Source organism: Paraburkholderia sp. GAS448, from assembly GCF_050435685.1.
Classification (GTDB): domain Bacteria; phylum Pseudomonadota; class Gammaproteobacteria; order Burkholderiales; family Burkholderiaceae; genus Paraburkholderia.
The window spans coordinates 1-26,310 of the sequence record NZ_JBNDKT010000063.1 but is presented as its reverse complement, the minus strand read 5'-3'; the positions used below and the strand labels follow the sequence as shown (position 1 = coordinate 26,310).

20 protein-coding genes and 2 pseudogenes are annotated in these 26,310 nt (G+C 57.4%); 10 read left to right on the top strand and 12 right to left on the bottom strand.

Annotation, left to right across the window (positions count from 1 at the left end; all coding sequences use genetic code 11):
- Positions 1-398: 398 nt before the first annotated feature.
- Positions 399-1,124 carry a hypothetical protein gene (locus tag P3T23_RS44180; protein WP_429322352.1) on the top strand — a complete coding sequence of 242 codons (726 nt, stop codon included), beginning with the start codon at positions 399-401 and terminating at the stop codon, positions 1,122-1,124.
- A gap of 204 nt (positions 1,125-1,328) precedes the next feature.
- Positions 1,329-1,721, top strand: a complete 393-nt coding sequence (locus P3T23_RS44175) for a hypothetical protein (protein ID WP_429322351.1) — start codon at positions 1,329-1,331, stop codon at positions 1,719-1,721.
- 219 nt (positions 1,722-1,940) lie between these two features.
- Here the strand turns inward: P3T23_RS44175 and P3T23_RS44170 are convergent.
- The 11 genes and pseudogenes from P3T23_RS44170 to P3T23_RS44120 form a co-directional block, all read right to left on the bottom strand.
- Positions 1,941-2,531 (bottom strand): annotated as a pseudogene (locus P3T23_RS44170) (transposase); the annotation flags it as partial.
- 222 nt (positions 2,532-2,753) lie between these two features.
- A complete protein-coding gene (locus P3T23_RS44165; protein ID WP_429322350.1) occupies positions 2,754-4,163 on the bottom strand; it encodes a type IV secretion system protein in 1,410 nt (469 codons plus the stop codon).
- 24 nt (positions 4,164-4,187) lie between these two features.
- Entirely contained in the window at positions 4,188-4,997 is an 810-nt protein-coding gene (locus P3T23_RS44160; protein WP_429322349.1) for a hypothetical protein, read from the bottom strand.
- Positions 4,948-7,494, bottom strand: coding sequence for a VirB4 family type IV secretion system protein (locus P3T23_RS44155; RefSeq protein WP_429322348.1), 2,547 nt, complete (start codon positions 7,492-7,494; stop codon positions 4,948-4,950). The genes P3T23_RS44160 and P3T23_RS44155 overlap by 50 nt, the downstream gene beginning before the upstream one ends.
- 26 nt (positions 7,495-7,520) lie before the next feature.
- A complete protein-coding gene (locus P3T23_RS44150; protein WP_429322347.1) occupies positions 7,521-7,847 on the bottom strand; it encodes a hypothetical protein in 327 nt (108 codons plus the stop codon).
- An 18-nt stretch (positions 7,848-7,865) separates the two neighbouring features.
- Positions 7,866-8,210 carry a hypothetical protein gene (locus P3T23_RS44145; protein ID WP_429322346.1) on the bottom strand — a complete coding sequence of 115 codons (345 nt, stop codon included), beginning with the start codon at positions 8,208-8,210 and terminating at the stop codon, positions 7,866-7,868.
- Positions 8,179-9,171, bottom strand: a complete 993-nt coding sequence (locus tag P3T23_RS44140) for a CpaF family protein (RefSeq protein WP_429322345.1) — start codon at positions 9,169-9,171, stop codon at positions 8,179-8,181. Before P3T23_RS44140 ends, P3T23_RS44145 begins: the two co-directional genes overlap by 32 nt.
- A 210-nt stretch (positions 9,172-9,381) precedes the next feature.
- Positions 9,382-10,014 (bottom strand): DUF4400 domain-containing protein, encoded by a 633-nt coding sequence (locus P3T23_RS44135; protein ID WP_429322344.1) that lies wholly within the window; start codon positions 10,012-10,014, stop codon positions 9,382-9,384.
- A gap of 1 nt (position 10,015) precedes the next feature.
- Complete coding sequence (locus P3T23_RS44130; protein WP_429322343.1) at positions 10,016-10,558, bottom strand: hypothetical protein; 543 nt, start codon at positions 10,556-10,558, stop codon at positions 10,016-10,018.
- Positions 10,559-10,582: 24 nt separating this feature from the next.
- Positions 10,583-12,430, bottom strand: coding sequence for a conjugative transfer system coupling protein TraD (gene traD / locus P3T23_RS44125; RefSeq protein ID WP_429322342.1), 1,848 nt, complete (start codon positions 12,428-12,430; stop codon positions 10,583-10,585).
- 10 nt (positions 12,431-12,440) lie between these two features.
- The gene (locus tag P3T23_RS44120) at positions 12,441-13,634 is read right to left on the bottom strand and encodes a TraI domain-containing protein (RefSeq protein WP_429322341.1); all 1,194 of its coding nucleotides are present in this window, start codon (positions 13,632-13,634) and stop codon (positions 12,441-12,443) included.
- Positions 13,635-15,221: 1,587 nt separating this feature from the next.
- Here P3T23_RS44120 and P3T23_RS44115 point away from each other — a divergent pair.
- From P3T23_RS44115 to P3T23_RS44085, 7 genes are all read left to right on the top strand, one after another.
- Positions 15,222-16,547 carry a RepB family plasmid replication initiator protein gene (locus P3T23_RS44115; RefSeq protein ID WP_429322340.1) on the top strand — a complete coding sequence of 442 codons (1,326 nt, stop codon included), beginning with the start codon at positions 15,222-15,224 and terminating at the stop codon, positions 16,545-16,547.
- A gap of 1,868 nt (positions 16,548-18,415) precedes the next feature.
- Entirely contained in the window at positions 18,416-19,144 is a 729-nt protein-coding gene (locus P3T23_RS44110) for an AAA family ATPase (RefSeq protein ID WP_429322339.1), read from the top strand.
- Between the two features lie 16 nt (positions 19,145-19,160).
- Positions 19,161-20,342, top strand: coding sequence for a ParB/RepB/Spo0J family partition protein (locus P3T23_RS44105; RefSeq protein ID WP_429322338.1), 1,182 nt, complete (start codon positions 19,161-19,163; stop codon positions 20,340-20,342).
- Positions 20,343-20,393: 51 nt separating this feature from the next.
- Entirely contained in the window at positions 20,394-21,533 is a 1,140-nt protein-coding gene (locus P3T23_RS44100) for a hypothetical protein (protein WP_429322337.1), read from the top strand.
- A gap of 370 nt (positions 21,534-21,903) precedes the next feature.
- Complete coding sequence (gene dsbG, locus P3T23_RS44095) at positions 21,904-22,671, top strand: thiol:disulfide interchange protein DsbG (RefSeq protein WP_429322336.1); 768 nt, start codon at positions 21,904-21,906, stop codon at positions 22,669-22,671.
- A 125-nt stretch (positions 22,672-22,796) separates the two neighbouring features.
- A complete protein-coding gene (locus P3T23_RS44090) occupies positions 22,797-23,339 on the top strand; it encodes a 1-acyl-sn-glycerol-3-phosphate acyltransferase (RefSeq protein WP_429322335.1) in 543 nt (180 codons plus the stop codon).
- 184 nt (positions 23,340-23,523) lie between these two features.
- Positions 23,524-23,700 (top strand): H-NS histone family protein, encoded by a 177-nt coding sequence (locus tag P3T23_RS44085; protein WP_429322334.1) that lies wholly within the window; start codon positions 23,524-23,526, stop codon positions 23,698-23,700.
- A gap of 14 nt (positions 23,701-23,714) precedes the next feature.
- Here the strand turns inward: P3T23_RS44085 and P3T23_RS44080 are convergent.
- Positions 23,715-24,359 (bottom strand): annotated as a pseudogene (locus P3T23_RS44080) (IS30 family transposase); the annotation flags it as partial.
- A gap of 219 nt (positions 24,360-24,578) precedes the next feature.
- On the opposite strand from P3T23_RS44080, the gene istA reads away from it, so the two are divergent.
- The gene (istA, locus tag P3T23_RS44075; RefSeq protein ID WP_429322353.1) at positions 24,579-26,054 is read left to right on the top strand and encodes an IS21 family transposase; all 1,476 of its coding nucleotides are present in this window, start codon (positions 24,579-24,581) and stop codon (positions 26,052-26,054) included.
- Positions 26,055-26,310 lie beyond the last annotated feature (256 nt).

Here is a 26,310-nt window from a genome sequence, read left to right as displayed (position 1 = left end):
GCGCTCTTCAGGCTGAAGCTGTTGATACGTTCTTCTTTTTTGCATGTGCGCACCTTACACGAGGAAGGTGTTGCACTTCAGATTTGATCGCGCCCCGTCTTTTCTGCGCTTGCGCAGCAGCCAAAGGCTGATGGCGCGGAGGATGTCAAAACCATCTGATACGCAGACGCTTACGCTCCCAAAGGAAGCTTTAGCCACCCCTTGAAATGTCCCCCGACCACTTGCACACCGCGCACGCAACAAAGAACCGGGCCCACCGCAACCCCGATGCCGACCATAAGGATACCCGTCAGCACACACCGACCAGTTCGCCAATCGGATGACGGCAAAGATCATTGCGGTTTGCCACCGGAATACTAGGCGATATGATTGCTTCAGGTGAGGAAAAATTACCTCCCATGTCACCAACGATCATCGAGGTTGGAATGTCCATTATTAAGGTAGTTCCGGAAAATCGCGGCCGCTCCCAGCGATATGTATATCTGTATGGGGCCATGAAGGCTCTTGCCCGGCCTGAAGAGAGCGTGATGCGCGACTTCCACGCGGGCGAGCAAGTTCTCAGCATCGAGGACGTCAATAACATCGTGACAATCACATATCGGAGCAAGGCAGCGCTGGTGCAGTATTCCGGCCTACTCCTGCAAGCATGGAAGCATGTGGCGTCGTCGATCGATGTCCCATTCCTTCGACACATCACGCCGGACGGAGCAGTCATCGTGGGCAATCCGAATGCGAAACCTGAAGATTACGAGGTAAAGGTCGAGCCGGGTACGCTGTTCCGTGGCAGCGTCTACCCCGAAGACGGTCCCCGGACGCTCTCCTTGGGCATGGTGATCGGGGCGCTCCATGTGCCAGGACATCCCTACCCACTCGCCAAAGACGCACCGTGCCTCATAAGGAGTCACATTTCAGGTATGGGATGGCAGAGCGGTGTCGTCGTCTGCGAATGGGTTTCGACCGAGGCTTTCCTGTCCTTCGCATACATCGTTGTGTACGCTTGGCGTGTGGCTGGGCATCAACCGGCTCCGGGAACGATCCGCCACATCCTTCCCGACCGCAACTATGTCGAGTGCAACCTGTGGGACGAAGATCCTAGAAAAACACTCATCAATAGCATAAAGTGAAAGTGACTTTTCCCTACCGACGACCTAATCGCATCACATGTTGAAACTGAAACGCCCCAGCGGACAGAGGTGCCTGCGATTAAAATGGCAGCGTGATGTTCCGCGCGTTCCACTTAACGCTCAAAAAACTGCCCAAACGAACGAGACCACCTCTCTCTGTCCATAAACGTGTCTCGCCCGTTGTCTACCTTAATAAGGAAACTTATGTTCAAGTATCTGGTTGTCGTTCTTATCGCCTTCGTCCTCGCTGCTTGCGGTGGTCGCGAAGATTCGAATGACCCGCTCGTCGGCACCTATGACCGCGTAGACGGCCAACCTTTGCTCAAGATCGAAAAAAATGGTGGTCAGTATGTTGCGTACAACCGTTCCAAGAGTGGTGGCTGGCAACCTGTGAATGAGAAGATCAAGACGTTGACGCCAACCGACCTCCTGAACTTTACAGCTGGCAAAGAGTCCAGTGACGTGGCAGGAATCGAGGGGCTCACATTTGACTTCTTCAAGGCGCCGATCGGTTGGTCAATTCTTGGGTTTACTACTCAGACTGGCTATGTCGTTTTTTCCGGCCAGAATGCCGTTGATGTGAAGCGCGTTCCTTAATTCCTGTGGCGCAACCGATCAGCGTTGGCGGCGCCACTGTGCTTTTGGATACGTATGCAACGTGCGTTATGTTATGAGGATCAGCGGTTTGTCTGGTAGATGGCGTTGTGAGTTTTTTTGCTAGGCGCAACACCTTCGGTATGGGCGAATATACATGACGGGTTCCGCCATTGCGGGACGTGTCAGAAATTCTGTGTGCTGAGGTCGGTGTAAAAGATCTCAGTCGATCGCGCTGGTGAAGCGCTCGCCGAAGAGAATGGCGAATTGATTGACCGCTTGCCGCCAGGTGATAGGCGGCATCTTCCAATCCTTTTCGATGTTGCGCAAGGCCAGATACAGCAGCTTGCTGGCGGCCTCGTCGCTGGGGAAGTGGCCGCGGTTCTTGACGATCTTGCGCAACTGCATGTGCATGCTCTCGATGGCGTTGGTTGTGTAGAGAGCAAAAACCCGAAGTCGCCGAAGCTTTTTCCGGATGTCCTTGCGGCCGTCGGCGCGGATGCCCAGCGCCAGGTACACCGCCTTGTTTTTGACCGTGCCTTCGTCGCGAATCTTCAGCCGCAGGGCGTCGAAATACACGATCGGATACATCGCTTCGAGCGGCCGCTGCTGCCATTGCTCGACCTCGGCCAGCACTTCATCGGTGACGGTGGAAATCAGGTCGGGCGACACCTGCAGCCCGTACAGCTCCAGCAGATGGCCCTGGATCTCGCGCACGCTCATGCCGCGCGCGTACATGCTGATGACGTGATCGTCGAAGCCGGGTAGCCGGCGTTGATACTTGCCCACCAGTTGCCGCTCGAACGACCATTGCGGCACTGCCAGTGATGTAAGCCGTCGTCCACTCGATCCGATGGGAGACATACCTCCCATCGCCGCACGTGACAGCTTTACCACCTGCTACATACCGATTGACGCGCCGATCACGCGGACACCTCGCGCACCATCACTCTTGACGTGAGCTACTTTCGGGGTGCAGTTCAGGACTCGTGGGCGTGTTAGTTTCACGCAACTCGCGAGGCGTTGGTCAGGCAATCACTTCGCCTGGCTACCCAAATCCGCTTCCCAGCCGCCGCCAATCTCCTGCCAGTGACCGCCACCTGCCCCGCTATCCTGTGATGGACTCTCCCTTTCAAAACCGCCTAACTCCTCTGAACTGGTGAGTGCCGGAGTGGCGCTAAAAGAGCCACTCTCCGAATTTACCGAAGGTCCACCACTACCTCCGCTACCAGCACCCGACGAGCCAGAGCCGCCTTTCTCGTCGCTCTCGCCCTTGCCAGCGTTCCTTATAGCGTCCCTGACTTTATCGTCATTAGCAGCGCCCATGCCGGCAACGGCGGCAGCCATGGCATGCGCTGCCCTATTAAAGCTCGCATGACCGACGGCCCCACCGCCAAACAAACTACTGGCAATCCTCGGAATGTCCTTGAACAAATGAGTAATGACCCACGTTATCCCGAGAAGCCCCAGTAGTCCGGCAAAAGATACGCCAGCGGATGTACCACCGACCGCAGGATTTGTTGCGTTCATCTGAGACTGGGCAGTGCTTAGCATCGAGGATACAAGTGTGAGCACGACACTAATGACCATCTGATACGCAGAAGCGCCCAAAAGAAACTTCAGCCATCCAGTAAAAAAGCCGTTAGACCACTTGCAAACCGCGCACGCTACAAATAGCGGGCCGACCGCGACACCAAGACCCACCATCACGATCCCGGTGAGCATCACGCCAACGAGTTCGCCTACAGCAATGACAGAAAGCACAGTTACCGCGAAAAGTATAAGTGCGCCCAAAACAAGCTCGCCGATCAACACAAGGCTCCACTTGTAGAATGGAACGCATCCCAATTGGCCATAGTAGGCCAGAATCGACGACGCAAGGGTCTTCGCGAGCTGCTGCATATACGACGCTATCGCGCCGGACGCTGACGACGACCCCGTAGCGGCCTGAGTGAACGAACCTAGAAGCCCCTGAAGTCCACCATTTGTACCCACAAGTGCAGCATATGATCCAAGGCACGCAGCCACGATCACAGCAGGCACCAACGAACCAACCGTGATCCCCATGAAGCTATCTCCGCTCCCGGCAAAGGAATCCACTATGCCCCACAGGAAATAGGAAAGTGCCAAGACTCCTGCGAGCGCGAGCGCGATGGGAGTTGCACTCGATGCCATGGAGTTGGCCTTCGATGAAATCGCAGACTGCGCACTATTGATAGGCGACAAAATGACATTTACAAATGAGCCAATCGCACTCAAGTTCGCCTGATCTCCAGTCGAGACAGCCTGGCATGCCGCCGACGAAGAGGACCCAACAGCGGCGGCGGCCGCACTCGCGATTTGGTCCCCAAGACTCTGCGCCCGAGAAGACGCAGGCATGAGCAAACAAAGTGGAAGTAAAACTCCCAAAAGAATCCGCTGCCAACGATCTTTCGTAATGCCCATTTTCAACTCAGGTTGGTTGTGCGTTTAATATCCAAGCAGGTTCGTAACGACCGGGATGTTGCTGACGGCATTTGCGGCGTTCTGCGACATCGAACTTGACGTTTGTTGTGCCTGCTGAGCTGATTGAGTGTCGGCGGCATCGACCGACTGCTTATAGGCCTCTTGGCGCACCAGCGTCTGGATGCCTTGAAGCGCTGCCTGGTTGATCTCCGAGATGTTGTCGAGCGCAGCGTTCGTGATCGCGATCGAGTCATTCGTGCCGAGGAGACCTGAGTTCTGGGTGGCGATTGACTGCCGTTGCTGCATCGTCTTCTGCAGCTCGTTCGACATGTTCGTGTAGTTCGCAATCAGCGAGGTGGCGTTTTGCTGCCCTGCGGCCGACTGACTCGCGAGGTTCTGGACATAGCTCGTGAAGCTACCGGTCGCCGGATTCGCGGCGTATTGAGACATGACACCCGTAACGAAGTTCGCCTCGCCGCCCAGTTGATTCATCAGTGACGCGTCGACGTTCCACTGATTCATCAAGCCGGAAACGGATTGGTCCGCGCCGACGATCGAGGTGATGCCGGACAGATTCTTGACCGTGTTGCCGGCATTCTTGACCGAGTTCTCCAGCATTTGCACTTCACGCGCCGCCGACTCGATCTCCAACTGCTCCTGCGCCAGCGTGTGAATAGCTGTCTGAATATTCTCCATGAAGTTTGTCGGATCGAATACGAGCCCGCCGCCGCCGCCCGCGAAGGCGGGAACAGTAGCCGCAGACAGGGTAAGGAGAGCGACAAGCTTAGGCAGCTTGCGCGTCGACGCTTTCGTCACTTTCAGGTTCACGGTCATAGTCCACTCGTTTGATGGTCGCGGCTTCTGCGAGGTAGTCGTCAAGCCAGTTTGGATTGGTCTTTTCCACCGCCTTGTGCCTGTTGAAGATTGTCTGCAGGTGTTTCTCCGAACGAAGATAGTTCAGAACTTCCGGAGTAAACACCGTCTGAACGACTCTCGTGAAGTTGTCCTGCACGAACATGTATTCGAGCCGCGGCCGCAGACGACCAACCCTATTGATCTGCGTATCATTAAGACCGAAGTTCTTCTTGTAGAACTCGCGGTGAGACTCGACCTTGTTGTTGTACATCAGGATCGTCGTCTTGATGTTGTCGATAAGGTCCTCGCGTACGGGCCCATTTATTGAACCAGGACTCTGCACCGTTAGCCATACGAAGGCATTTTTTTTGCGGAATGTTTTTAGCCAATCGCCGATCTTTTTTGCAAACGTTTCGATCTGAAGCAGGAAAGACGCCTCTTCCAGGTAAATGAAAGTCGGTCGCCCATCGAGCGACATGTCGATACAGCGGAACGCATATTCCATGAACATCTCGAACAGACGAGGAATCGCTGCCAGTTCTTTCATTTCGATGGCAGTCCACGCTTCGAGACTGAAGTCGTTTTCCTCGTTGTCGAAAATGCCATACGGTCGATCATGCAGCCATTCACCAATGGCCTCAGACATCCGCGGCGGGCACAGCACATGGAACGTCGCGATCGTCCTTGGGCTGGTAAAGTGCTCGTCGTACATGTTGCCGAGGATTCGATCAATCTCCTCGCGATCTTCGGGCTGAATCTCATACCCCGAAAGCTCGAGCATCCGGATGAGGAACTCGCGTACCCATATGCGGCTAAAGTCCGTGCCATCGTCCAGCTGGAACGGATTCAGCCGTAGAGACCCGGCCTTGTAGTCGAGATACTTGCCGCCATGCAGGAATGTCGTGATCTTGACCGATGCATCTCTGTCGAAGATGAAGGTGTTCACATCGCCGTACTTCTGGAACTGTGACAAGCAGAAGTTCACGAACGTCGTCTTGCCCGACTCCGTTGGAGCGATCAGAATGGCATGGCCGACTTGGCCGACGTGCGGCACCCACCGATATTGACAGCCGTAGCTGTCGATGAACATTGCATGCGGAGGCGTCCGCTTTTTGAGTACCTCGGAGAAATGCGCGTGAATCCGCGGGCCCGGGTTCATTGTGTAAATCGGCGCCAAGTCTGCCACGTTGTCGACGTGAATCAAATGGTAGCGGGCCTGCCACTGCCAGTTGCCTGGCATCATGGCGGCGTAGCTCGGGCCGAGATTCTCTCTCTCGCGCAACGTAAGGAGCCGCTTGAGAGAGAACAGCCGCTCGACGTTGGCACAACGTCTCTCAAGATTCTCTCGGTTTCGATCAAAGACCATTACCGACAAGTTGTAATACGCTGCATTCGGGCCCCCTCCTGTCAGGCGCTTGAGAGCAGCGTCGGCGTCCGCTACGAGCTCAGCCTTGCCGGGAGCGGCCTCCGGCTTCCTCCCAGTTGCCTTCGAGATGATCGTTGCGGCCAGGGAATACTGGGTCATCTTGAGGAAGTTCCGGACGTCCGTCAGTTGCTTTTCACTCCCCTCCTTTCCCATGCACCGCACGATCTGCGTCACGACAAGCTCGTTGTCGGAGCGGAGCAAGTTCTCGAGCAGCATCGGATTCGATCGGGTGGGCCATTGTTTGGCGCCGTAGACCGCCGCGTACCGGTCGCCGCGGTTGCCCGTGAATCGAATAACGTCCGAGCCGACGACGACCGAATCCGCCGGCAGCCAGCCATCCAGCATGGCGTAGTCTGGCCGCTCGACGACGTCATACTCGCTGGCCGGATTCAAGATCTGGAACAGTGCGCGGTCGAATTCGCGTTCCTGCAGTCGTCGGAAAGACAAGGCGGGCGTGGCGCCGATGAACGCAGAGAGGATCTGCTCGAATGTCTTCCAGTTCATTTCGAGCTGTCGGCGATCGCGCGCGAGCCCCGAGGCCGTCGACACCGATCCGTTCATCGCCTTGAGGTACGCCATCGGCCCCGAAATCTGCTCCTCTGCCTCGATATGGCGAGCCCGATCCATCACGCCATCCACACCCGTGTTCCCCGTGTAGAGCACGAAGAGCCAGTGGTGCATCTGGTAGAACGAGCCGTTTCTGAATGGTCGCGCATAAGCCTCGTCTACTCGACGGGCCACCTCATTCTTGAAGGTTTGCTTGAGGTAGCTGTACGCTTTTTTTCGTTTGGTCGTGATCCAGAGCGTGATCCGCTCGTCGAGGTTCGCGTTGATTGCGCGCTCGAGTTCTTCCACAGCGCGATTGACCAGTTCATCATCGATGTTGTCGGGATCGAGCCCCGAGAATTCGAGCCCGGCCAGCAAAGAACCATCCTTGTTCAGGATGACGCTGTCCGAGATGTAGGTCATCCACGGGAGCAGCTCTTGAAGCGGCCGCTCCTCTTCCTTGACCTGGTATATGGGTTGCACCGGCTCAGCCGACTTTGCCATGACGAGTACCTATCCAGTCCGCCCGACTAGCACCGAAAGTCACGGCCGAAACCTTTCGGACGTTGCCCTCTACCCTGGAGAGTCTCGCGAGGCCACGGGTGGTAACGGTCAGCCATCTGGTTGTAGTTCTTCCTGATCTCCGTCGAAAAGAGATCATGCCGAAACTGATTCTTGTAGTAGGCCTGCGCAACAAACGCGGCAACGATCGGGAAGATCGTCGCCCACCAGTGCCACTGGTATGCCAGGTATCCCACAACAAAGGCCGATCCGTAGATAACGGCGGTGTGAGCACCGCTCAGACCGCCGGACATCTTTGGGTTGACGATTGCCTGAATGATGGGACTGGTACGCATGCCTACTTGCTCACCACGTTAGATGGAGCACTGGGAGTTCAGGCCCAGTTGCGTGATGATCGTGACGGCAACGCTCGCCAGCACGGTCGGAACGCCGATTTTCACGGTCAGATCAGCCATGTCGTTCTTGTTCATGTAGTGAGCGATCGCCCACAGTAGAACAGCCGCGACTGCCACGATGGCCACGATCCCCTTCAGGATGGACGGGATGATGCACAGACCCGACACGTTCACCGACGAAGTCTGCGCCATCACCGACTGGCTCGCGACGAGCACTGCGACGAAGACGGCAGCTTGCACCGACGGCATACGGGACGCTTTTGTTACGCCTTTAACAAAGCGATTGGACAACGTATTTTCCATGTTCAACTCCCTTGACACGAACGATTTCACCGACACGACGGACGTAATGGAACTTCCCGTCCTCCCCCTGCTTCACCGACCGCGTGACGTGCACACATACGTGCACAGCGCGGGCGATATATCCACGAACTGCTTCCGGCGACAGGCTTGCGTCCGGCGGCAGACTCATCTGGTAGAGCATTTCCAGCGCGTACAACATGTCTTCAGCCGAACTAGCGTGTACGGTACTCAACGATCCGTCGTGCCCCGAGTTGAAAGCACGGATCAAATCGAACGTTTCCGAACCGCGGGTCTCGCCGAGAATCAGGCGGTCCGGCCGCGCTCGCAGCGTGTGCTGCACAGCGAGCTGCGCCGTCACGCCTCGTGACGCATTCGTCAGCAGACGGACGTGATGCTTCAGATCGGGTTCCAGTTCGAGCGAGTCCTCGACAGAGATCACCCGCTCGTACTCCGGAATGCACATGCACAGGGCGTTCGCGAGCGTGGTCTTCCCGCTGCCCGTCGGCCCACCCACCATGACGTTCTTCTTTTCCGTCACGAATAGGTTGACCAGCAGATCAGCCTGCTGCTGCGTCAGCATTCCGCGCGCCACTAGCTGACCGATGTTCGGACGCTTTCCGCCCTGTTGGTGCTTTCGGATACACAGAGACGGCCCACCGTGCGACGCCGGAGCAAGTGCGCCAGCAATACGAAGGTTCTCGACCGAAGCAGAAATGAAGGTTTTCGCCGAATTTGCCTGTACGGTCTCGTTGACGGTCTTCGCGAGAGCAACGATCGCACTCTCGATCTGGACATCTCGGATACCAGCGTCGTCGATGAAGATCATCTCGCCGGCGCGCTCGGCGTACACGATGCCGCCCGGATTCACCATGACCTCATTCACGGCCGGATCCTCGAACAGGGCATTCAATGGCTCTAGGTTCTTCCTGAGCACTTCCATCACGTGTGCCTTGTCGGCCATCCTTTTTCCCCAAATGCAGTCTGACGTTTACCTGGGGAAATTTTCGGATGCGGGCTTGCCTGAACCTGAACGAAAAGCCCTTTGATGACCCGCTCTTTCAGTTTCTCGTCATTGGCAGGTTCGACGGCTAAAAATGCGATTGGCCGTGCCACGACAAGAAACTGCCGTGCACGGCCAGTCGAAAGGTGAGCCTTTACGGGATTGATGAAATCAGGTGCGGCTCTGGAAACTCCCCACGGTGAACCAGGTCATCAGCCCCAAGCCAAGGAACAGACTGGAAATGATCCAGTGGCCCAGCGACCACGGGCTAAACGGGACGAAACAGAGCCAGCCGATGAAGATCGCCGCGGCCGATCCGCTGAGATTGAAGCCGATCGGGTTATAGAGACCGAATTCGCTCCGCTTCACGGAGCGAACAACCAGGCCATCCACCACGCATGGAACGAAAATTCCGACGAGGCCCACGAGATAGAACGGCCAGAATGCCGCCCACCTCCAGATCACCCGATACATGTAGCGCCACACTCGCTCCATGTAGGCATCCATAATCGAGCCGGCCCACGCATAGCCCTTGTAACCTGACTCTTGCGCTTTCTGGTAGTCGTTAACGGTCAGACGCACCATCCCCGTGTTGACGAACCACGACTGGAACACATCGGTCGCGCTCTGCGTAATCGCGTCGACATCGGACCGACAACTGGTCACGAACTCGATTTCGGAAGGCGCAATCTTGAAGCTATCCTCCAGCATGAAGATCGGACAGATCAGAAGCGTGAGAATCGGCGCGATGATCCACCAGAAATAGACCTTCCCGACAAACGGATTGTCTCGGATCTTAGCCATATCAGATGCCAGTGTTCTTTGCGTGCGCCATCACATGCCGCACCACGCGGCGAGCGATCGGTTCAGGCATGAGTCGCGCCACGAGCAGTACGGTGGACTCGTTGCGATCATTCTCAACAGCATCGTCCGCCGGTCGGCGAGTCACCGTGATTTCTCCGTCGCCGTTTCGGGTGACGAATGTCAGAAGGGGTTCCCTCAGTGGATCCCACGAAACGACGCCATCGACGACACGAGCCTCGACGCTCAGATCGAACACGTCGGTTGCGCGACGAACAAGCGCAACAAGGTAAGCCACGAATGCTTCCATCTCGCCAGGCTTCTCAGTCGCGCGATAGGCTGAAACGGCGTCGATCAAACAATCGCGAAGAAGTGGGCCATCGCGCCCGGGCAGCGCACCGCTCAAATGGGCGGCCAGGCTGTCCGAAGCGGACTCGAGCAGAGCGTGGTCAAGCCAGATATCCCGTGCCTTCGGGAATAGCATGCCGTCGCGCGCCACCTTGGACATCGCAACCGGGGCAACCATCTTTTCTGTGATTTCAGTCATTCGACAGTTTCTCCTCAGCCCAGCTCAACGGCTGATGATGGGCACTCGGCCCTTGTACAACCAACTACCGCCGATGAAGGCAAAGTAGTTCATGGGGGGAAGGCGCGTCAGCAAATCCTCGGATACAAGCGCGATGTCTTTGACGCTCATGCTGCGTGAGCCAGAACCCGAGAAATCCGTCGGGTGGCTCGTACTGTTGCGCCCGGAGTTGACCGATCGCGACTCTTCTCGGAAGCCGGTCTGTCCGAACGATTGAGCGACCCATTTCGCAGTCTCGTAGTCTTTGAGACGGAGCGTGATCACGTTGTTCAGATTACCGAGCACCTGCATTGCTTTGTCTTTGCTTCCCATCCGGGCAATGAAGTCCGAAATGGTTTGCGTAGCGATGTAGCACTGCATGCCAGCGCCACCACCCTTGTTGAGAATCTGGATCAGTTGCGCGTTCAGGGCTTCGGACGCTTCGTCGACGAAAAGGTGGACATCGTTCTTGCCTTCGAAGTTGTAGATCGCACCGCAGACCGACGCGAGGTCTGCCAGGATGATCGAGCCGATCGCCGAGCCGATGGTCGTATTCGACAGCGAATCCAAACCCACGTAGAGCACCGCCCCTTCAGCGATAATCTTGCGCGTGTCCATGATGTCGCGCTCGTCGAAGACGTCGGTCGGATCAGGGGACAGCATGCGCCCGACTTCTTCCGAGCCAAGCATTTCAAGTAGCGGCTCGAGCACCTGAATCATCTTCGAGTAGTGTTCTTTCGAGTGCTTGACCATTGCGCACAATGCGTCGATGGTCTCGTCGAACGGAATGTCGTTGTCCTGGCACGTCTTTGTGTAGAGCGAGATCCATGCGAGGAGCGGAGACGCGTTCTTAGGATCGGCAAAGGCCTGCGCGTCTCGTTCCCACGTCGGTCCCACATGCTTGTAAAACCACTTCCGAAGGATCGACTCGAGCAGGTCCTCGACGCCGACCTGTGCCCAGCGCTTCACGGAGCGGATCGTCGGATTGCGGCCGTCCATCAACTCGCCGCGGATGATGCGGTACAGCGTTTTCCACGCGAAGGCTTGGAACGATCCGTTCGCATCGACTTGTTCAGCGATACGTGATGCCAGGTCCGAGACGTTGTTCCAGTTCGCCAGGATACTCAGTCGAATCGACCTGGACGGGTGCGCCGGATGGAAATAATAGAAGCGCCGGCCGGTCCGTGCGCACTCGGCACGCAAGCGGTCTTCGATGTCCTTGTCCCCTTTCGGATCAACGAAAATTATCGTTTTCCCCATGTGGACAAGCTGCGCGAGCAACATCTCATAGAACTTGGTTTTGCCGGCCCGAGTTGTACCCGTCACGAGCGTATGGCCAGTCAGCGTTTCTAAACCCGCGCCGATGGGATGCTCGTCTGGATTGATTCCGTGAATCCACGGCACACCGATCTTGCTGTCGTCGACAGGCTTCCAGCCCGCCGACTTCATCGCTTCGACGATTCGATTCGGGAGCCACTTCGGGAGCGGCGGGATATTGGCCTTGCCTCGACGCAGCAAGTGCTTGCTTATCTCTGCCTGTTCCTGATCCCACGCAAAACCGTTTCCGATGTAGAGCTTCTGAGCATCGGACATTTGCTTGGACCGCTCCATCAGCTCGTCGACGGTGATCTCCTCAACGCGATACCCGCTGAGCGACAGACGAAATCGAAAGAGGTCTGCGGCCTGCAGCCAGCGGCGGCTTGCGAAAGCGAAGCACGCGATGCCGAACACCGCCCACTCGATCGGCATAGCCCCCAAGGCGCAACTGAGGATCAAAACAATTCCGCCGAGCACCCAAGTGACAACCGCCGGGATCTCATAGGCCGGTCGGAACATGTCGTGATAAGTCTTCATCGTGGAGTGCTCACTCGAACAGGAGGCCGCGGGCCGCTTTTTGGAGGATGAGGCTCTTTCTCGTCGAAGAGATCTCGACGATGAGCTTGTTCTCTTCGAGGATCTGCAGCACTTTCGAGGCAGGCAGTCCATGCTTTGCGAAAATCGTCACGGGGACAGCAATACCCGACTCGACTTCGTTGCAGGATTTTTTGATCTGTTCATAGTCATCGAGGGCTCGGATGGCCTTGAAGATGTCGAGGACTATGTCGGGATACTTTGGCGTCGAAGGTGCTTTCGTCGTATGTTCTGCAGCCGGTTGTTCGACCGTTGAGGGAGAGGTGGCCGAGGCATTCGCGTCAGGCGGAGTCGCGGGCGTTTCAGATGAGCATTGTGCTTCGCTCGGAGTGTTACCACCTTGCTGCGACTGACCTGCGGCTGCGGCCGATCCAGCTGCGGGCGTTCCCAGTCCCTCCCCGAACTGCTGAATTGATTCAGATGTGACGCCGTCAGGCAGTGTGCTCTTCTGGCAACGCCCGGTCATCGCACGCGTTTCGAATTCGCGGGCAGTTCGGTACGCCTGACGCACACAGGTAGTGACGGGCGACTCGCCGGTTTTGGGATCGACCTGATAGATCGCATCGTGCGCAAGCACGGCGACTTCTTCCGCCAGATTCTGCCAGGTCCCGATACCTACGATGTCCGCAGCCCAGGCCACGGCGTTCGCCGGACTCACCTTTAGTTCCGACAGTCGCCACTCGATGCTGAACCTGTTCGCATTCTGCGCACGAACCCAGTCGCTAAGCGCTGGCTTCGAGTGGAAGGGGGTCCAAGTCTTCTCCCCCGCGCGAATGATCGCTCGCGCATGCATCGTGGCCGGGATTCCAGCCAGCGTCGAAAAAAACACCGCAAATCTGTACTGGGGCACCAGAATTCGGCGCTTTTCGGCGCCGTGCTTCCCCGTGAAGAACTGCTGGTTACCGATTTGTAGCGAGTAGTAGCCCGCCATGAGTGCGTACCGAAGAAGTCCTCCGGGCTCGGAGAAGCAGATTTGCTCCAGAGGGCATTCTTGGACGTAATCCGCGACGGCGGTGATCAACGGCTGCCAGTAGTTCGCGAAGACTTCGGGCTTGGCCTCCGATGAGCTTCGGATGCGGGTGAGAAGACCCGTCTCGGCTTCGATTCTTTGCAGCAGGTCCGATGAGGAACGTAGGGAGAAGTCCATGTTGGAATGTTAAAAAGTGTCATCCCCAGTCCCTCACGAAATGAACGGTCGAAAAGGCGAACTTTTGAGTCTGCGATCTGGCTGCAGAGTCGTGATCTGTCTCGGCCTTGTCAGGCATGGACGTGACCGAGTGAATATGGGGCTTGTTTTTACGTCGCTTTTCCATTCGTCTCATCGCCAGTTCACTGTGTGACGCAATCTAAAGAATGGACTTGGCGACGGAGTCTATGCTGAGGGTGTTGAGATCCAACGGCGCGGTGTTTGGCTCAAGGTCGTCTTATTTGAGGATCTTGTAGCGCTACCCTACTTGTTGAAAGCTATACCAAAAAAGCTCTCATTCTTGTGTTGATGTGCCGCACCCTGCGCTGGCCGTTGATGTGGTTTCCTAGCGAATCGCACAGTTTTGGACGGGCTTTCAGCGAACGCGGGGGCATACGTGTGCCCCTCGGTTGCCGTGTGATCGTTGTGGTGAGGTGGCTCGAGCGATCGGTTTCGGGTTCTGGACTTTTTTTACGACACGACCGACGTTTCAGTCTTTATAGAAAACACTTCACCCCTTTAATACGTTTACAGGGGGTGAACTCCTTGCTGGATAAGGGTTTCGAGGCGGTCAGGTGTAGCCCTTTGGGACATCGGGTGGACGCTTATGGTCCGAAGGGCGTGTGGATATGGGGAGACGGTGTAAGGCTCTGGGGCCGAGAGTGTGTGGATATGGTGCGAAGGTGTAGCGCTATGGGAGAAATTCCTGGTCGGCGGTCAGGTGGAAGGTTTTGGGACCCGTTCGCTTGACTTTAGGTGTGGTCCTTTGGGATCGAATATCCCTCCATGAGGGGGACGGGTGGATGAAGGTTCTCCGTTACGGTGGATCATCATGGGATCAATACACCTTTGCTGAGGTGAGCAGTTTTGGGATGATCGTCGCGATGCAAAGGTGGAAAAGTTTGGGACTGTCATGACGCAGGCGAAATTCAGCTCGGCATGCGATTAGAGGAGTTGCGCCGCTGAAAGTGCCGGGTTGATAAAGGACTGCAGGATCGGAATCGTCGCCATTGCGTGGAACTGCATGGGATTCAATCGCCGTCAACTTCCGTGGGAAGGTGTACGACTATGGGATCCATACGCCGCTGGACGGAAATATAGAGGTGTATGGTCATGGGGCGTTCTAGGTCTAGGCGGGGTGGTGTATAGATTTGGGCTGTCCCTGTCTGATCCGCGTGCGCTAGGTGTAACGCTATGGGACGAAAACGCCCTTTTGGCGGCCTGCCGAGGCTGTCCGGCAGGCAAAGGTGTAGAAATTTGGGATCGCAAACGGAAGGGACACCAAAAAACTACACCATTCGAACGTTCAAAGGTGGATAGATATGGTCCGTATCCCGCTGCGACGTAAGCGCCCACTTCTAGAAAATCCTTTACAAATCAAATCGCCTAGATCGGTTCAACTTTTACGAGCGACTGGATGGGCACCGCTGCGCCGGGTCCCTCCTCGCTCATCCCAAATCACTCCACCTAGGAATGGTGTAAAAGTCTCACACCGTTTTCCACCTTTCGGTACAATGAGCCAACCTCTCCGGGACAGGACCTGAGACCGTGGTTACGAGAAAACAAACGGCAGCAAAGGCGGAAGGAGCGACCGATCAATTCGGGCTTTTCCCAGACGTTGAGTTGCCAGAGCCCTACAAGAAGGCGGTCTCCGCGGTACACATGGCGCCGAGGGAACGCGCTATGACGCTTCAGCAGTACCGCGTGTTCGATGCGTTGCTAAAGCACGCAACTGACCAGTACAAGGTCGATTCGACGCGAATCTGGTACACCATCAGTATCGGAGATTTGTCCAAGAAGATCGGCCTTGAGAACTCCAACAATACGCGGTACATCAAGGCAATCATCGACGAACTCGTTACCTTCGGGGTGAATTGGGATTATCTGGCAGGCCTCAACAAAGGCGAATGGAATTCGAGCGCTTTGCTGGCGGGTGCAAAGATTTCCAAAGGGGGAATGCTCAATTACCACTACGCGGACAACCTGCGTGAGCTTTTCATGAATCCGGAGATATGGGCTTGGATAGATTTCCGAATCATGAATCGCTTCAGTAAAGCGGTTACCGCACCCGTCTACCAGAATGTTCTCAGGTACGCGGGTATCGGGAAGACGCCTGTACTTTCAGTTGACGTTTGGCGTGATCTTATCGTCGGCATGGAGTGGCGCAAGGGATCGTACGCTGAATATAAAGAGTTCAAGCGTGCCGTACTTTTGAAGGCATTGGACGAGATCAACACGAAATCGGACCACAACTTCGAACTGATTGAGATCAAGGAAGGCCGCGCAATCTCGGCACTGCAATTCCTCGTCAAAGAAAAGGTCAAACAAGAGGTAATCGAGCCGTCAGACTTAGAGCTGATCACATCCGTCAAGAAACTCGGCGTGCCCTATTCCGAAGCTCGCAAGCTGCTGGCGAAGTTTGGTCCCGATGCTGTGACGCAGGCTGTGCGCTATGTCGAGCAGCGTATGACCTCGAAGCTCGCATCACTTGAGAGCGTTCCGGCATACTTCCGAAATGCGCTAAATAAAGGCTACACCCTGGGATCACCGCTAGTCGAAAAAGCAACGGCGGCATTGTCTTCCAAAGAAAGTGTGACGAGCACTTCCGAGGAAGTACTTGCACTCTTTGCTGCAGATCGAAGGGCTGAAAGTCGACGTTATTTCCTCGAACTCGAGCCGGGAGAGCAGGCTGCATTGATTGACCGCTATAACGAGCAACAGGAAACGGCTCTATTGAAAATCACGTCCGCCGCGAAAATGAAGAAAGCGTCTGAAACAGCCTTCTTTACGTGGCTGGGAGAGGACACGTGGGGCACACCGACTGATAGCGACGTTCTTCAATTTGTAATGACGAAGGCAAAGGTCTCCGTCTAAGATTTTCGCGAGCATCAGCTGGGGTGCTCGACAACCGGACTCCTCGTGTTCTAAACCGATTCTCGGCGCCCTTCCCCATCGCGACAAACGAGCGGCAGATTCTCGATCTGCCCCGTCACAGGTCGATCCAATCTGACGTCTCGCCTTTGGCCGACGCCGTCGTAACAACGTGGTCAAGTGTCTTCACCGTGTGAATCGCCGCGTCGTCGAGGCCGATGAGTTCGAGCGGACCAAGTCTACCGCGGCGTTTCTAAAATTGACCTCGCTGGGCGTGGGCGACTCTCTTGCGGCAAGCCTGTATCTTGCGCCCGCCAGAGCCCGCTCGGGGTCTTGTCGGATCCATCAATAGGGTTTTCCGAAAGCTCCTCAAGATGAACGCGGCGGGCTACGCCCGATCGGCTTTCGAGGGGGGCCACAGATGCAGGAGAAGCCCCCAGCACCCTCCCCGGTGGCCAAGCCTTCCGAGCCCCGTCTGCAGCTGAGGATGAGCGGGCCTAGACGGTACGATCGGCTTATAGCAAGGCTGACCGATGCCGAACGCGGACGTACAAGTTTGTACCTGATGCTCGTTTGGGGCCGAGCAGACCCACTGCAACAATATGGGGTGGAGAGGCGGCGAGTCAACAGTTTGTCCAAACAAACTCACCGCGCAATCCGCATGCCTGTCAACCACTCGACTTAACACGCACCCCGGATGACCACTCGGCACGTTGCATCGGGCACCCACCCTCCCCCTCCCCCGCCCCGCCCTTCTCTTCTAGTTTGCTTGAACAAACTCTGCCGGGTCCCTAGCGCAAAAAGCGCACCCATTGTCGCCTCACGGTCGACCGCATCATTCGATCGAGAGCATTTCCGACGCACCGTCCGGGTTTGCTCAAACAAATCGCGAACGAAGCATACCGGAACAGCTTTCGCGAGCTCGCGACACTCAGTTCAGCGCATCGCCCGCGCTGCGCCTCGTGGTTGAAGCGCCTTGCCAAATTTTGTTTGGACAAACTTCTGCGACTGAGTGGACGGCCGGGGAAGCTGCGACTCGCTGGAGTGACCCCCGGAGTTTGTTTAAACAAACTCGGCGTCTACCGCGGAAACATGGCGTAACACCGGATGCGCCACTAAGAGGAGATCGTCGAAGCGCCAAGAGTTTGCTCAAACAAACCGCTCGTGAGATGTATCGTTTGCACCCACTGTCGAGCGTGGATTGCTTGGCAGTCGATTCGTGCGGACCGCCGCATTGAGTCGGCGATATTAGTGACGCGCCGGTCAATTGAGGGCGATACGCGCTGTGAGCGCGGGGTTGACTCTTCGCTTTGACAGGCGTTTTCGCTTTCGACTGCTAGGCGGTCGTATGAGCGCGCGAGGTGCTTTGATGCGATTTAGACCGGTAGTTTGTCCAAACAAACCATCGGCCGGCTGGGAGATGGTGTTGGTCATGGGTGGGGAAGGGGGTAGTTTGTTTGAGCAAACTTTGGCGTATCGACCTGATCGCGTGACCGGGATTGGCTTGAGCAAGGAGTTTTGAGCAACTTCGTGCAGCCTTCGCTTGCTAGTCGGTGGCTCCGTCGTGGGCCAGGGTCTGCGCCGCCTAGTGCTGGGATCTTGCGTGTGGTTCGCCTGCTACCAGTCTATCGGTGAAGGCACGACGGTCTGCTTGGTTTGTTTGGACAAACTCTGGAATAGCCGCAGAATGGTTGTTAGAAGCCGACACCGCCTTGCAACGCATCATGTTGGCATTTATCATCGCTGCCAATGCGCCATCTTAAATATTTAATGCTTTCTTTTTGCGAGTGGTTTGGTGGTTAGTTGATGCTGACGAGAGAGGCGAAGAGTTTGTTTGAGCAAACTTTCAACCACGTTCATGCGAGGAACGGATGAGTACAACAGCAGAGAAGGGCGGGGCGGTTCAGGACACCTGGGCAAAGATTATTTTTGTCACCAACCAGAAAGGCGGCAGCGGAAAGTCTGTGACGACGATGAATCTTGCGTCCGGCCTCCATCAATTAGGCGCCCGGGTTATGGTCGTGGATCTCGACCCGCAGAACACGATCGTCGAGTGGTTCAACAACGGTGAGGATGTCCCGTTCCCGTACAGCAATCTCGCTGCGGCGACCGAGAAGGCGCCGAGGGAAATCGAGAAACTCATGTCCGCGTACGACTTCATCATCATCGACGGCCGTCCGCAGTTGGACAGGAAGGTCACGCAGATGTTGATGGTTAGTGACCTGGTGGTGGTTCCGCTGCGCCCGAACACAATGGACCTGAGTGCAACGGTGGTCCTTGTCAATCAGATCCGTCTGGTGCAAGAGGATGACAACCCGGATCTCAAGTTCGCTTTCCTCCTGAACCAGGTGGCCGACGAGCGCCGGATGCTGTTTACCCTGTGCCACGATGAAATTCAGGAGAAGGGTTATCCGCTCTTCAAGACTCGAATTCGGACACGCGAATGCTATCCCCAGGCGTTTGCCGCTGGTGCGACGGTGTACGCGCCAATTCGCTCCTTCCGTCCTGCGGCAACAGAGGTGAGCGAGTTGACGGAAGAAATTGTCGAGATGCTCGGCGTGGGCGATCGTTATCGTCCGTCGATAAAGGCGAAGGCCTAAGGAAGGAGGATAGGTTATGTCCAAAAATCCGCTGATGGCGAAAATGCGCGCGTCTCTTCAAAAGGACGAGCAATCACCCCAGACTGCGTCGGTCAGTTCCATTGAGGCTCCGCTCGCGCTACGCAACCGATTCCGCCTTGCAGAAGAACTCGATGCGCAGCAAACGAATCCCGTTTCGGCAGGCGCTGCTGCGCGGGCCGTTCCCGCTGCGCTTCCAGAGGATACTGAGTGGAGTGCCGAGTACCGTCGCTGGTGTCTTGCGAACAACTATCAACCAGGTTCGACGATTGAGGTGAGTCTGAGTCAGGTGAAGGAGTCGGTGTTCAATCCCCGGCACTTCTACTTGGCCAGGCGCCTCGAGGACCTCATCGCGAGCATTGCAGAAGCGGGGCAGCAGCAACCGATTCACGTGGTGCCCGATTACGATCTCCCCGGCGAGTTCTTTGTTCACGACGGCGGTCGTCGTGTGCGTGCGATGCGGTCTCTCAAGCATGCCAAGGCTCGCGCGATGGTCGTCGATGTTCCGATCGGTATCCAGAGCTACAAGCTCGGTTACGAACTCAACACGCGCCGCGAGAACCAGACGCCGTTTGACAATGCAGTGAAGTGGACCTATCTGCTCGAAAACAAGCACTTCGCAAGCCAGAAGGAGCTCGCCGAGACGCTCGGTCAGGACGAATCTATCGTTTCCCAGACCCTGACGATCGGCAAGCTGGCAGAGGAGGTCATGCTCGAGATGATGTCGAATCAGGAGCGATTCCCGGTTCGGGTGGCCTATGAGGTTAGCAAGTTCCACCAGGACAACGGGGGGGACCTCGAGAAGACTCTCGACCTTGTCGAACGAATAGTACGTCTCGACATGAAGCAACGGCAGGTCATCGAGTTTCGGTCTCGCTTCAATGCCACGCGCCGTGAGGCCGATGCGCCCGATGCGACTAGGTCTCCGCGCCAACGGTCAGTTCCGGTTGCTCCTGTGGCTCGGCTGGCTCAGCAGCACCCAGAGCACAAACCTGGCCGCGCTGCACCGCAGGGCGACAAGCATACGAACGAGCAGTATCGGTCGGCTGACGGGAAGATCCATGCGGTGCTCGTGGAGCGAGAGGGTGGCATTGTCCTGGACATTCATGGGGAGACCGACGCGGATCTTTCGGGCATTGCGCAATCGCTCCGGCATCTCCTGACGAACATCGTTCGCTGACGACAAGCGGTCCGGCGCTCCTTCTGGCCGCGAACTCCACACGAGACCTGTATGGCACATCTGGTTTATGGAAAGCAGTTTGATCGTGTCGCTCCCAGCGGCCGCCTAGTCAGCATTTGTCTCGGGGTTGCAGCTACGTTGACCTCCTTGTTCATCACAGTCATCGCCGGCGAGGAGAGAGGAGCGACGTGGGCCGAGAAGGCGGTTTGGGTTGCCACGGGCGTCGTGATCCTGTTGGCCGCGCATCTTCTGCCGGCGCTGACCAAGGGCGCGCGCGTGTCCGTTAAGGGCATGGTGCTGCCCATCTGGATCGGCGCGCTTATTGCCACCGGCTACACCCATGCGACTTTCTTTCTGAATGCGCAGGGCAGGGTAGGGGAGCAGCGCGCTTCGGCTGTTGCTGCGATGACGTCCGTGCCCGCTCTTCCGCCCGCGTCAAGCTCGCGCAGCCGTACTCAAATTGCTGCTGAAGTGGCCACGGTGCTCCGAAATCTGGCGGTTCTCGATGCTCGCCGGTGCAGTGCCGATTGCGGGGCGGTGGCTGCGCGTCGCAAAACGCTGTCGGCCCGCCTGGATGCTCTCAGGATAGAGGATGCAGAGGCAGTTCGAACTGAGAAGGCCTCTGACGCGCGTATGGCCGCTGTCGACCGTAGCCAAAAGGCTCAGGATGATGCGCGCGTGGACCCGTTTGTGGCCGATCTGGCGACCGTTCTGCGTCTTGGGACTACCCAGATCAGCCTGATCGTGGCCATCGTGCTGGGCTGGCTCGTCGACGCTGTGGCTGTCGTCTCATGGGCATCGGTGGCGCGACCACAGCCGCGAACGATCGCGCCTCAGGCCCCTGTCGCAGCGGCGGCTCCCCAGCCGAGCGGCGTGCCAACTGCTCCTGCTGTCGTGGTGCGGGCCGCGGCGAACGAGCCTCTGTTGTGCGAAGAGCCCGTCGCTCCGGTCATTGCAGAACTTGAGTCTCCCGTTGAACCCATCGTAGCCACCGCCGCGGCGGTGGAGGAGGGCGAGGAAGTGGTGGACTTGGCCGATCTCGCGGCCGCCATCCGGGCGGGCATGGCAAAGACCACGCTGGCCTCGATTCGCGCTCATCGCGGTTGCACGGACAGTGCGGCAATGGCTCTCCGCCGCCGCTTGGCCGAGGAGCATCCGGATCTCTTTCGGCCTTTGTCACGGGTTGGCTGAACGACGCGGTAGTTAATATACCGACAGCCGCTCCATAACTTCCAACACGCGCCCTTTGGGCGCGTGGGTGGCCGTCAAGGTAGCCCCGGCGACGATACACCAAAGGCTTCGCCGTGAAACAATTGACGCGAAAATTAACTCGGCTTTCCCCCTTATCTGATAAAGGTTTCGTCGAGATATTGGGCCTTTTCGGGCTCGATGTTTCACGGCCTCATGGATTCTCTGGAGGAATTTTTCGGCGTTTTTGAGGGGTATCGCAGGGCTCGCAGAGCGCCGGCGCCGAAATGTATCGTTTGATACGTATTTTGTGGTTTCGCTATGTTTTCGTGAGAGGGGTGAAACTTTCGTGCCTATTGCCGTATAGGAGGGCATGGACATTCAACAATCGCCCTTCGCCTCTCCGGTGGCCGGTCAGCGCCTCGCCGGCGCCCGCCGCGTACTCTTGATCGCGGCTTTATACATGGGCCTTCCCCCGTCGCAAGCCCCGGCTGCTCCTACCACCAAGAACGCTGACCCCGTTGTCCGCGTGCCAGTTAGCACGGCCATTCCCTCCGTCGTTCGCGCGATCGCCCCTGGGCAGGGGCAGGTTGCCGGAGCGTTTGACGCCCCCGACGGTTTTAAGGGGTGGCTTGTCCAGGAAGGCCAGCCACCCTCGACGAAGATCGTCTTCACCACTCCGGACGGAAAGTACCTTTTGGCTGGTCACCTGGTTGGCCCGGATCGCATCGATCTCACCGAGCGCTATACCGAGGATCTGATCAAGCGACCGCTGCTTGAGCACGCGTGGCCGGATGTCGAGCAAGCAGCCTCTGTTCGTGAGGGGGCGTCGAATCCGAAGGCTGTCATCTACGCGGTCGCGGATCCGAACTGTATCTATTGCCACTTGCTCTGGAAAGCTCTCCAACCCTACGAGGCCGAGGGTCTGCAGGTGCGCTGGATCTTGGTTGGCCTCATCAAGCAGGATTCGTTTGGCAAGGCCGCTGCGCTGCTCGAAGCTAATGATCCGCCGGCGGCTATGCGCAGGCTGCAGACTGGTCGAGCCTGTCACGGGCAGCCCTGGCACGCAGGCCTCGCTGCGCGCGAACATGGATCTATTCAAGCGTCTTCAGATCTACGGCACGCCGGCCATTCTCTATAAGGATCGCGTCACGGGCCGGCCGATCGCCCGCCAAGGGTTCCCGCGTTTGCGAGATCTCAGCCAGATTACTGGCCTGCCCCTAGCACACAGCGCTGATCCTGAACTGGCTCGTTACTGGTGACCGCATGAACGCTCCTCGTCTCAAAGCAGGTTTGCGCTACGTGTTACGCCCGGTCCTGCTGCGCATGCTTCGCGTGCGCGTGACATACAAGGCCTCGACGGCGGCGATACTTAGTTCAGGGGAGCCGAGCATTCTCGTGTGCAATCACGTTTCGCTGCTGGACGGGATCATTGTTGCGCTGGCATCTCCGGTACCGCTCGCGTTTGCAGTCGACACCGAATACTCGCGTGGGGCAGGGGCCACGACTCGCTTCCTCCAAGTCCTTGGGTGGCTCGGCTTCGGGAAGATCATCCCGATCGACGCGACAGCGCCGTTCGGCATACGGAGCCTGCTGACCGAGTTGACGCGAGGCGGTCGCGTGATGGTGTTCCCCGAGGGGCGCATTTCAGAAACGGGGCAGCGCGGATTCGACCAGCCGGGTGTGAAGTGGCTTGCCGACCGCTCAGGGGTTGCGGTGGCGGAACTCGAGATTCGAGGCGCCGAGCAAAGCCGCTTATTCGCTAAAGGCGGTTCAGCTATGTGGCCCCGAATCAGACTTCTCTTTTAAATTCCGGCTCGGATTCATTCGGAACTAGGGCAATAACAAACCATAGAGGACATTCCTGGCATCGCAGACCTATAAGAGCGTAAGGGCGCAAATTCGTGACCTCGAGAAGAAAGCAGAGGAGCTTCGGAAGGCTGAACTTCAGGCCGTAATTGCCGATATACGTGAGAAGGTTCAGGAATATGAATTGACGCCGGAGGACATCTTCGGTGGTGGTCGCAAGAAGTCGAAAGCCGCTAAATCGAAGCTTCCGCCGCAGTACCGCAATCCCGACACGGGCGATGAATGGTCCGGACGTGGTCGCACGCCGGGCTGGCTTGCATCAGCTAGGAACCCGGATAAATTCCGGCGGTTTCAAAGCTGAAATGCAACAGCGGGTTAATGAGCGGAAGCTGAGGTTATCGAAGCGGTTGCGAGCATACGTTCGAAGACCTCGAATGGCGAATGAAATGCATGGGTAGCGCGAGGTCGGCTGTTGAGGCTGTCGGCGATGGCATCGAGTTCGTCCTGACTGTAGATCGAGAGGTCAGTGCCCTTCGGCAGATACTGCCGCAGCAGCCCGTTGGTGTTCTCGCAGGTACCGCGTTGCCATGGACTGTGCGGATCGCAGAAGTACACGCGCACGCCGGTGGCGGCGCTGAGCTCCTGATGCCGGGTCATTTCCTTACCCTGGTCGTAGGTGAAGCTCTGGCGCAGTGGGGCGGCGATCGAATTCAGTTTGGCAGTGAAGCCCGCCAGTGCCGAGGCGGCGGTGGCGTCTTCCATCTTCGCCAGCAGCACCAGGCGACTGGTGCGCTCAACCAGCACGCCGACGGAAGACTGATTGCCGGCGCCCTTGATGAAGTCACCTTCCCAGTGACCTGGCATCACCCGGTCGTCGACCTCAGGCGGGCGCACATGGATGCTCACCATGTCGGGGATCTGGCCGCGCCGGTCAGTGCCCCGCTTGCGTGACAGGCGGGTGCTGTGACCGTGGCGCAGACAGGCGATAAGCTGGAGGCGCAGCTCACCGCGTGGCTGCGCATTGTGAACTTTCGCCGTTAAGGAGCCAAACCGTTTTCGGCATAAAGGCGCCAGGGACTTTTCGGCGTTTAGGCGCCACAAGTCTTTCGGCGTATAGGCGCCAGTAAATTTCCGCCGTAAAGGCGCCACTGGCGTCTGAGTCGGGCGCTCGAACTTCGCCAACCGCTACCCTCCCGGCACGCATTTGCTCCGGAGGGTGGCTTGAAGAGGAAGTTCGAGATGTACCAATATCGACAGGTTCTGGTGCGAATGCGCCAGGGTGACTCCGACCGGGATATCGACCGGTCGAAGATCATGGGCCGTAAGAAGCTGGCAGCCGTGCGGGAGATCGCAACAGAGCGAGGGTGGCTTTCTCCGGGCAACGCTCTGCCGGATGACGCGCAGCTCGCTACAGCGTTCAGTCGCAAGGAATTCCTGCCAGTGAGCTGTATCTCGTCGGCCGAACCGTGGCGCGAACAGATTGCCCAGTGGCACAACGCGGGCGTCCCCGGCACGACGATTCACAGCGCGCTGGTGCGCAATCACGGCTACGAGGGAAGCTACTCATCCGTGTACAGGCTGCTTCAGCAGTTGAAGGCGGAGCTCACCCCGGACGTACCGATGCGGCTGGAGTTCAAACCTGCTGAAGCCGCACAGGTTGATTTCGGCGCAGGTCCGACCATCACCGATGCGCACACCGGCGAGATCCACAAGACGTGGTTCTTCGTGATGACGCTGTGCTGGTCGCGGCATCAATACGTGGAATTTGTCCGCGACCAGAGCGTCGACACATGGTTGCTATGTCATCGTCATGCCTTCGAATGGTTCAATGGCGTGGTCGCACGCGTCATCCTTGATAACCCCAAGTGTGCCATCGTGAAGGCCTGTATCTACGAACCCGAAGTCCAGCGCGCCTACGCGCAGTGCGCCGAAGGGTATTCGTTCAAGATCGATCCGTGTCCGCCGAGGGACCCGGCTAAAAAAGGAATTGTCGAATCGGGCGTCAAATACGTGAAGTCGAGCTTCCTTCCTCTTCGCGAATTCCGTGATCTTGATGACGCCAACCGGCAAGCGCGATCCTGGGTGATGCATGAGGCCGGCACCCGGACGCACGGCACGACGCGCGAGGTGCCGCTCCAGCGTTTCGACGACGTTGAACAGGCGCTGTTGCTGCCGCTTCCCGATGTGCCGCCCGAGCTGGCAACCTGGGCGCGCGTGAAGGTCCATCGCGACGCCCATGTGCAGTTCCAGCGTGCCTACTATTCCGTGCCGTTCCGGCTTGCCGGTAAAGATCTGTGGCTCAAGGCAACCGCCACCATGGTGCAGCTCTACTACGAGCACGAACTGTCGGCATCGCATGTCCGCCAGACTGCGCCAGGAACGCGTAGCACGGTGGCCGATCACATGCCGCCAGCAGCACAGGCCTGGCAACTGCACGACACCCAATGGTGCCTGAGAGAAGCGCAGCGTATCGGGCCGTCCTGCTACGCGCTTGTTCACGCACTCTTCGGCGATCAGGTTCTCATCAAGCTGCGCGCCGTACAGGGCGTGCTGCGCTTCGCCCAGCAGTTCGGCGCGTCGCGCCTGGAGGCGGCCTGCCGTCGCGCGAATCACTTCGGCACGCCAAGCTACAAAGCCGTCAAGCTGATCCTGCAGAAAGGCCTCGATCAGACCTGGCTGTCGACCGAACCTGTTGAATCGGGCGCGACTACCTGAATATTCCACGCCAAAGTGAACAGGGATTCCACGGCAAAAAGAACACGAATTCCACGGCAAAGTGAACGCCGATTCCACGGCAAAAAGAACAGGGTTTCCACGCCATCGCGAACAGGAGTTTGAGGTGGCGGCGACGCGGGTCAACGGTGGCACGATCGACAGTTTTGTCGGGAGTGCCGAATGGCAAATGTCAGGTTGACCATGCGCAAAATCAGGGAAGTGCTGCGGTTGCATTTCGAGTGTGACCGCAATCAGA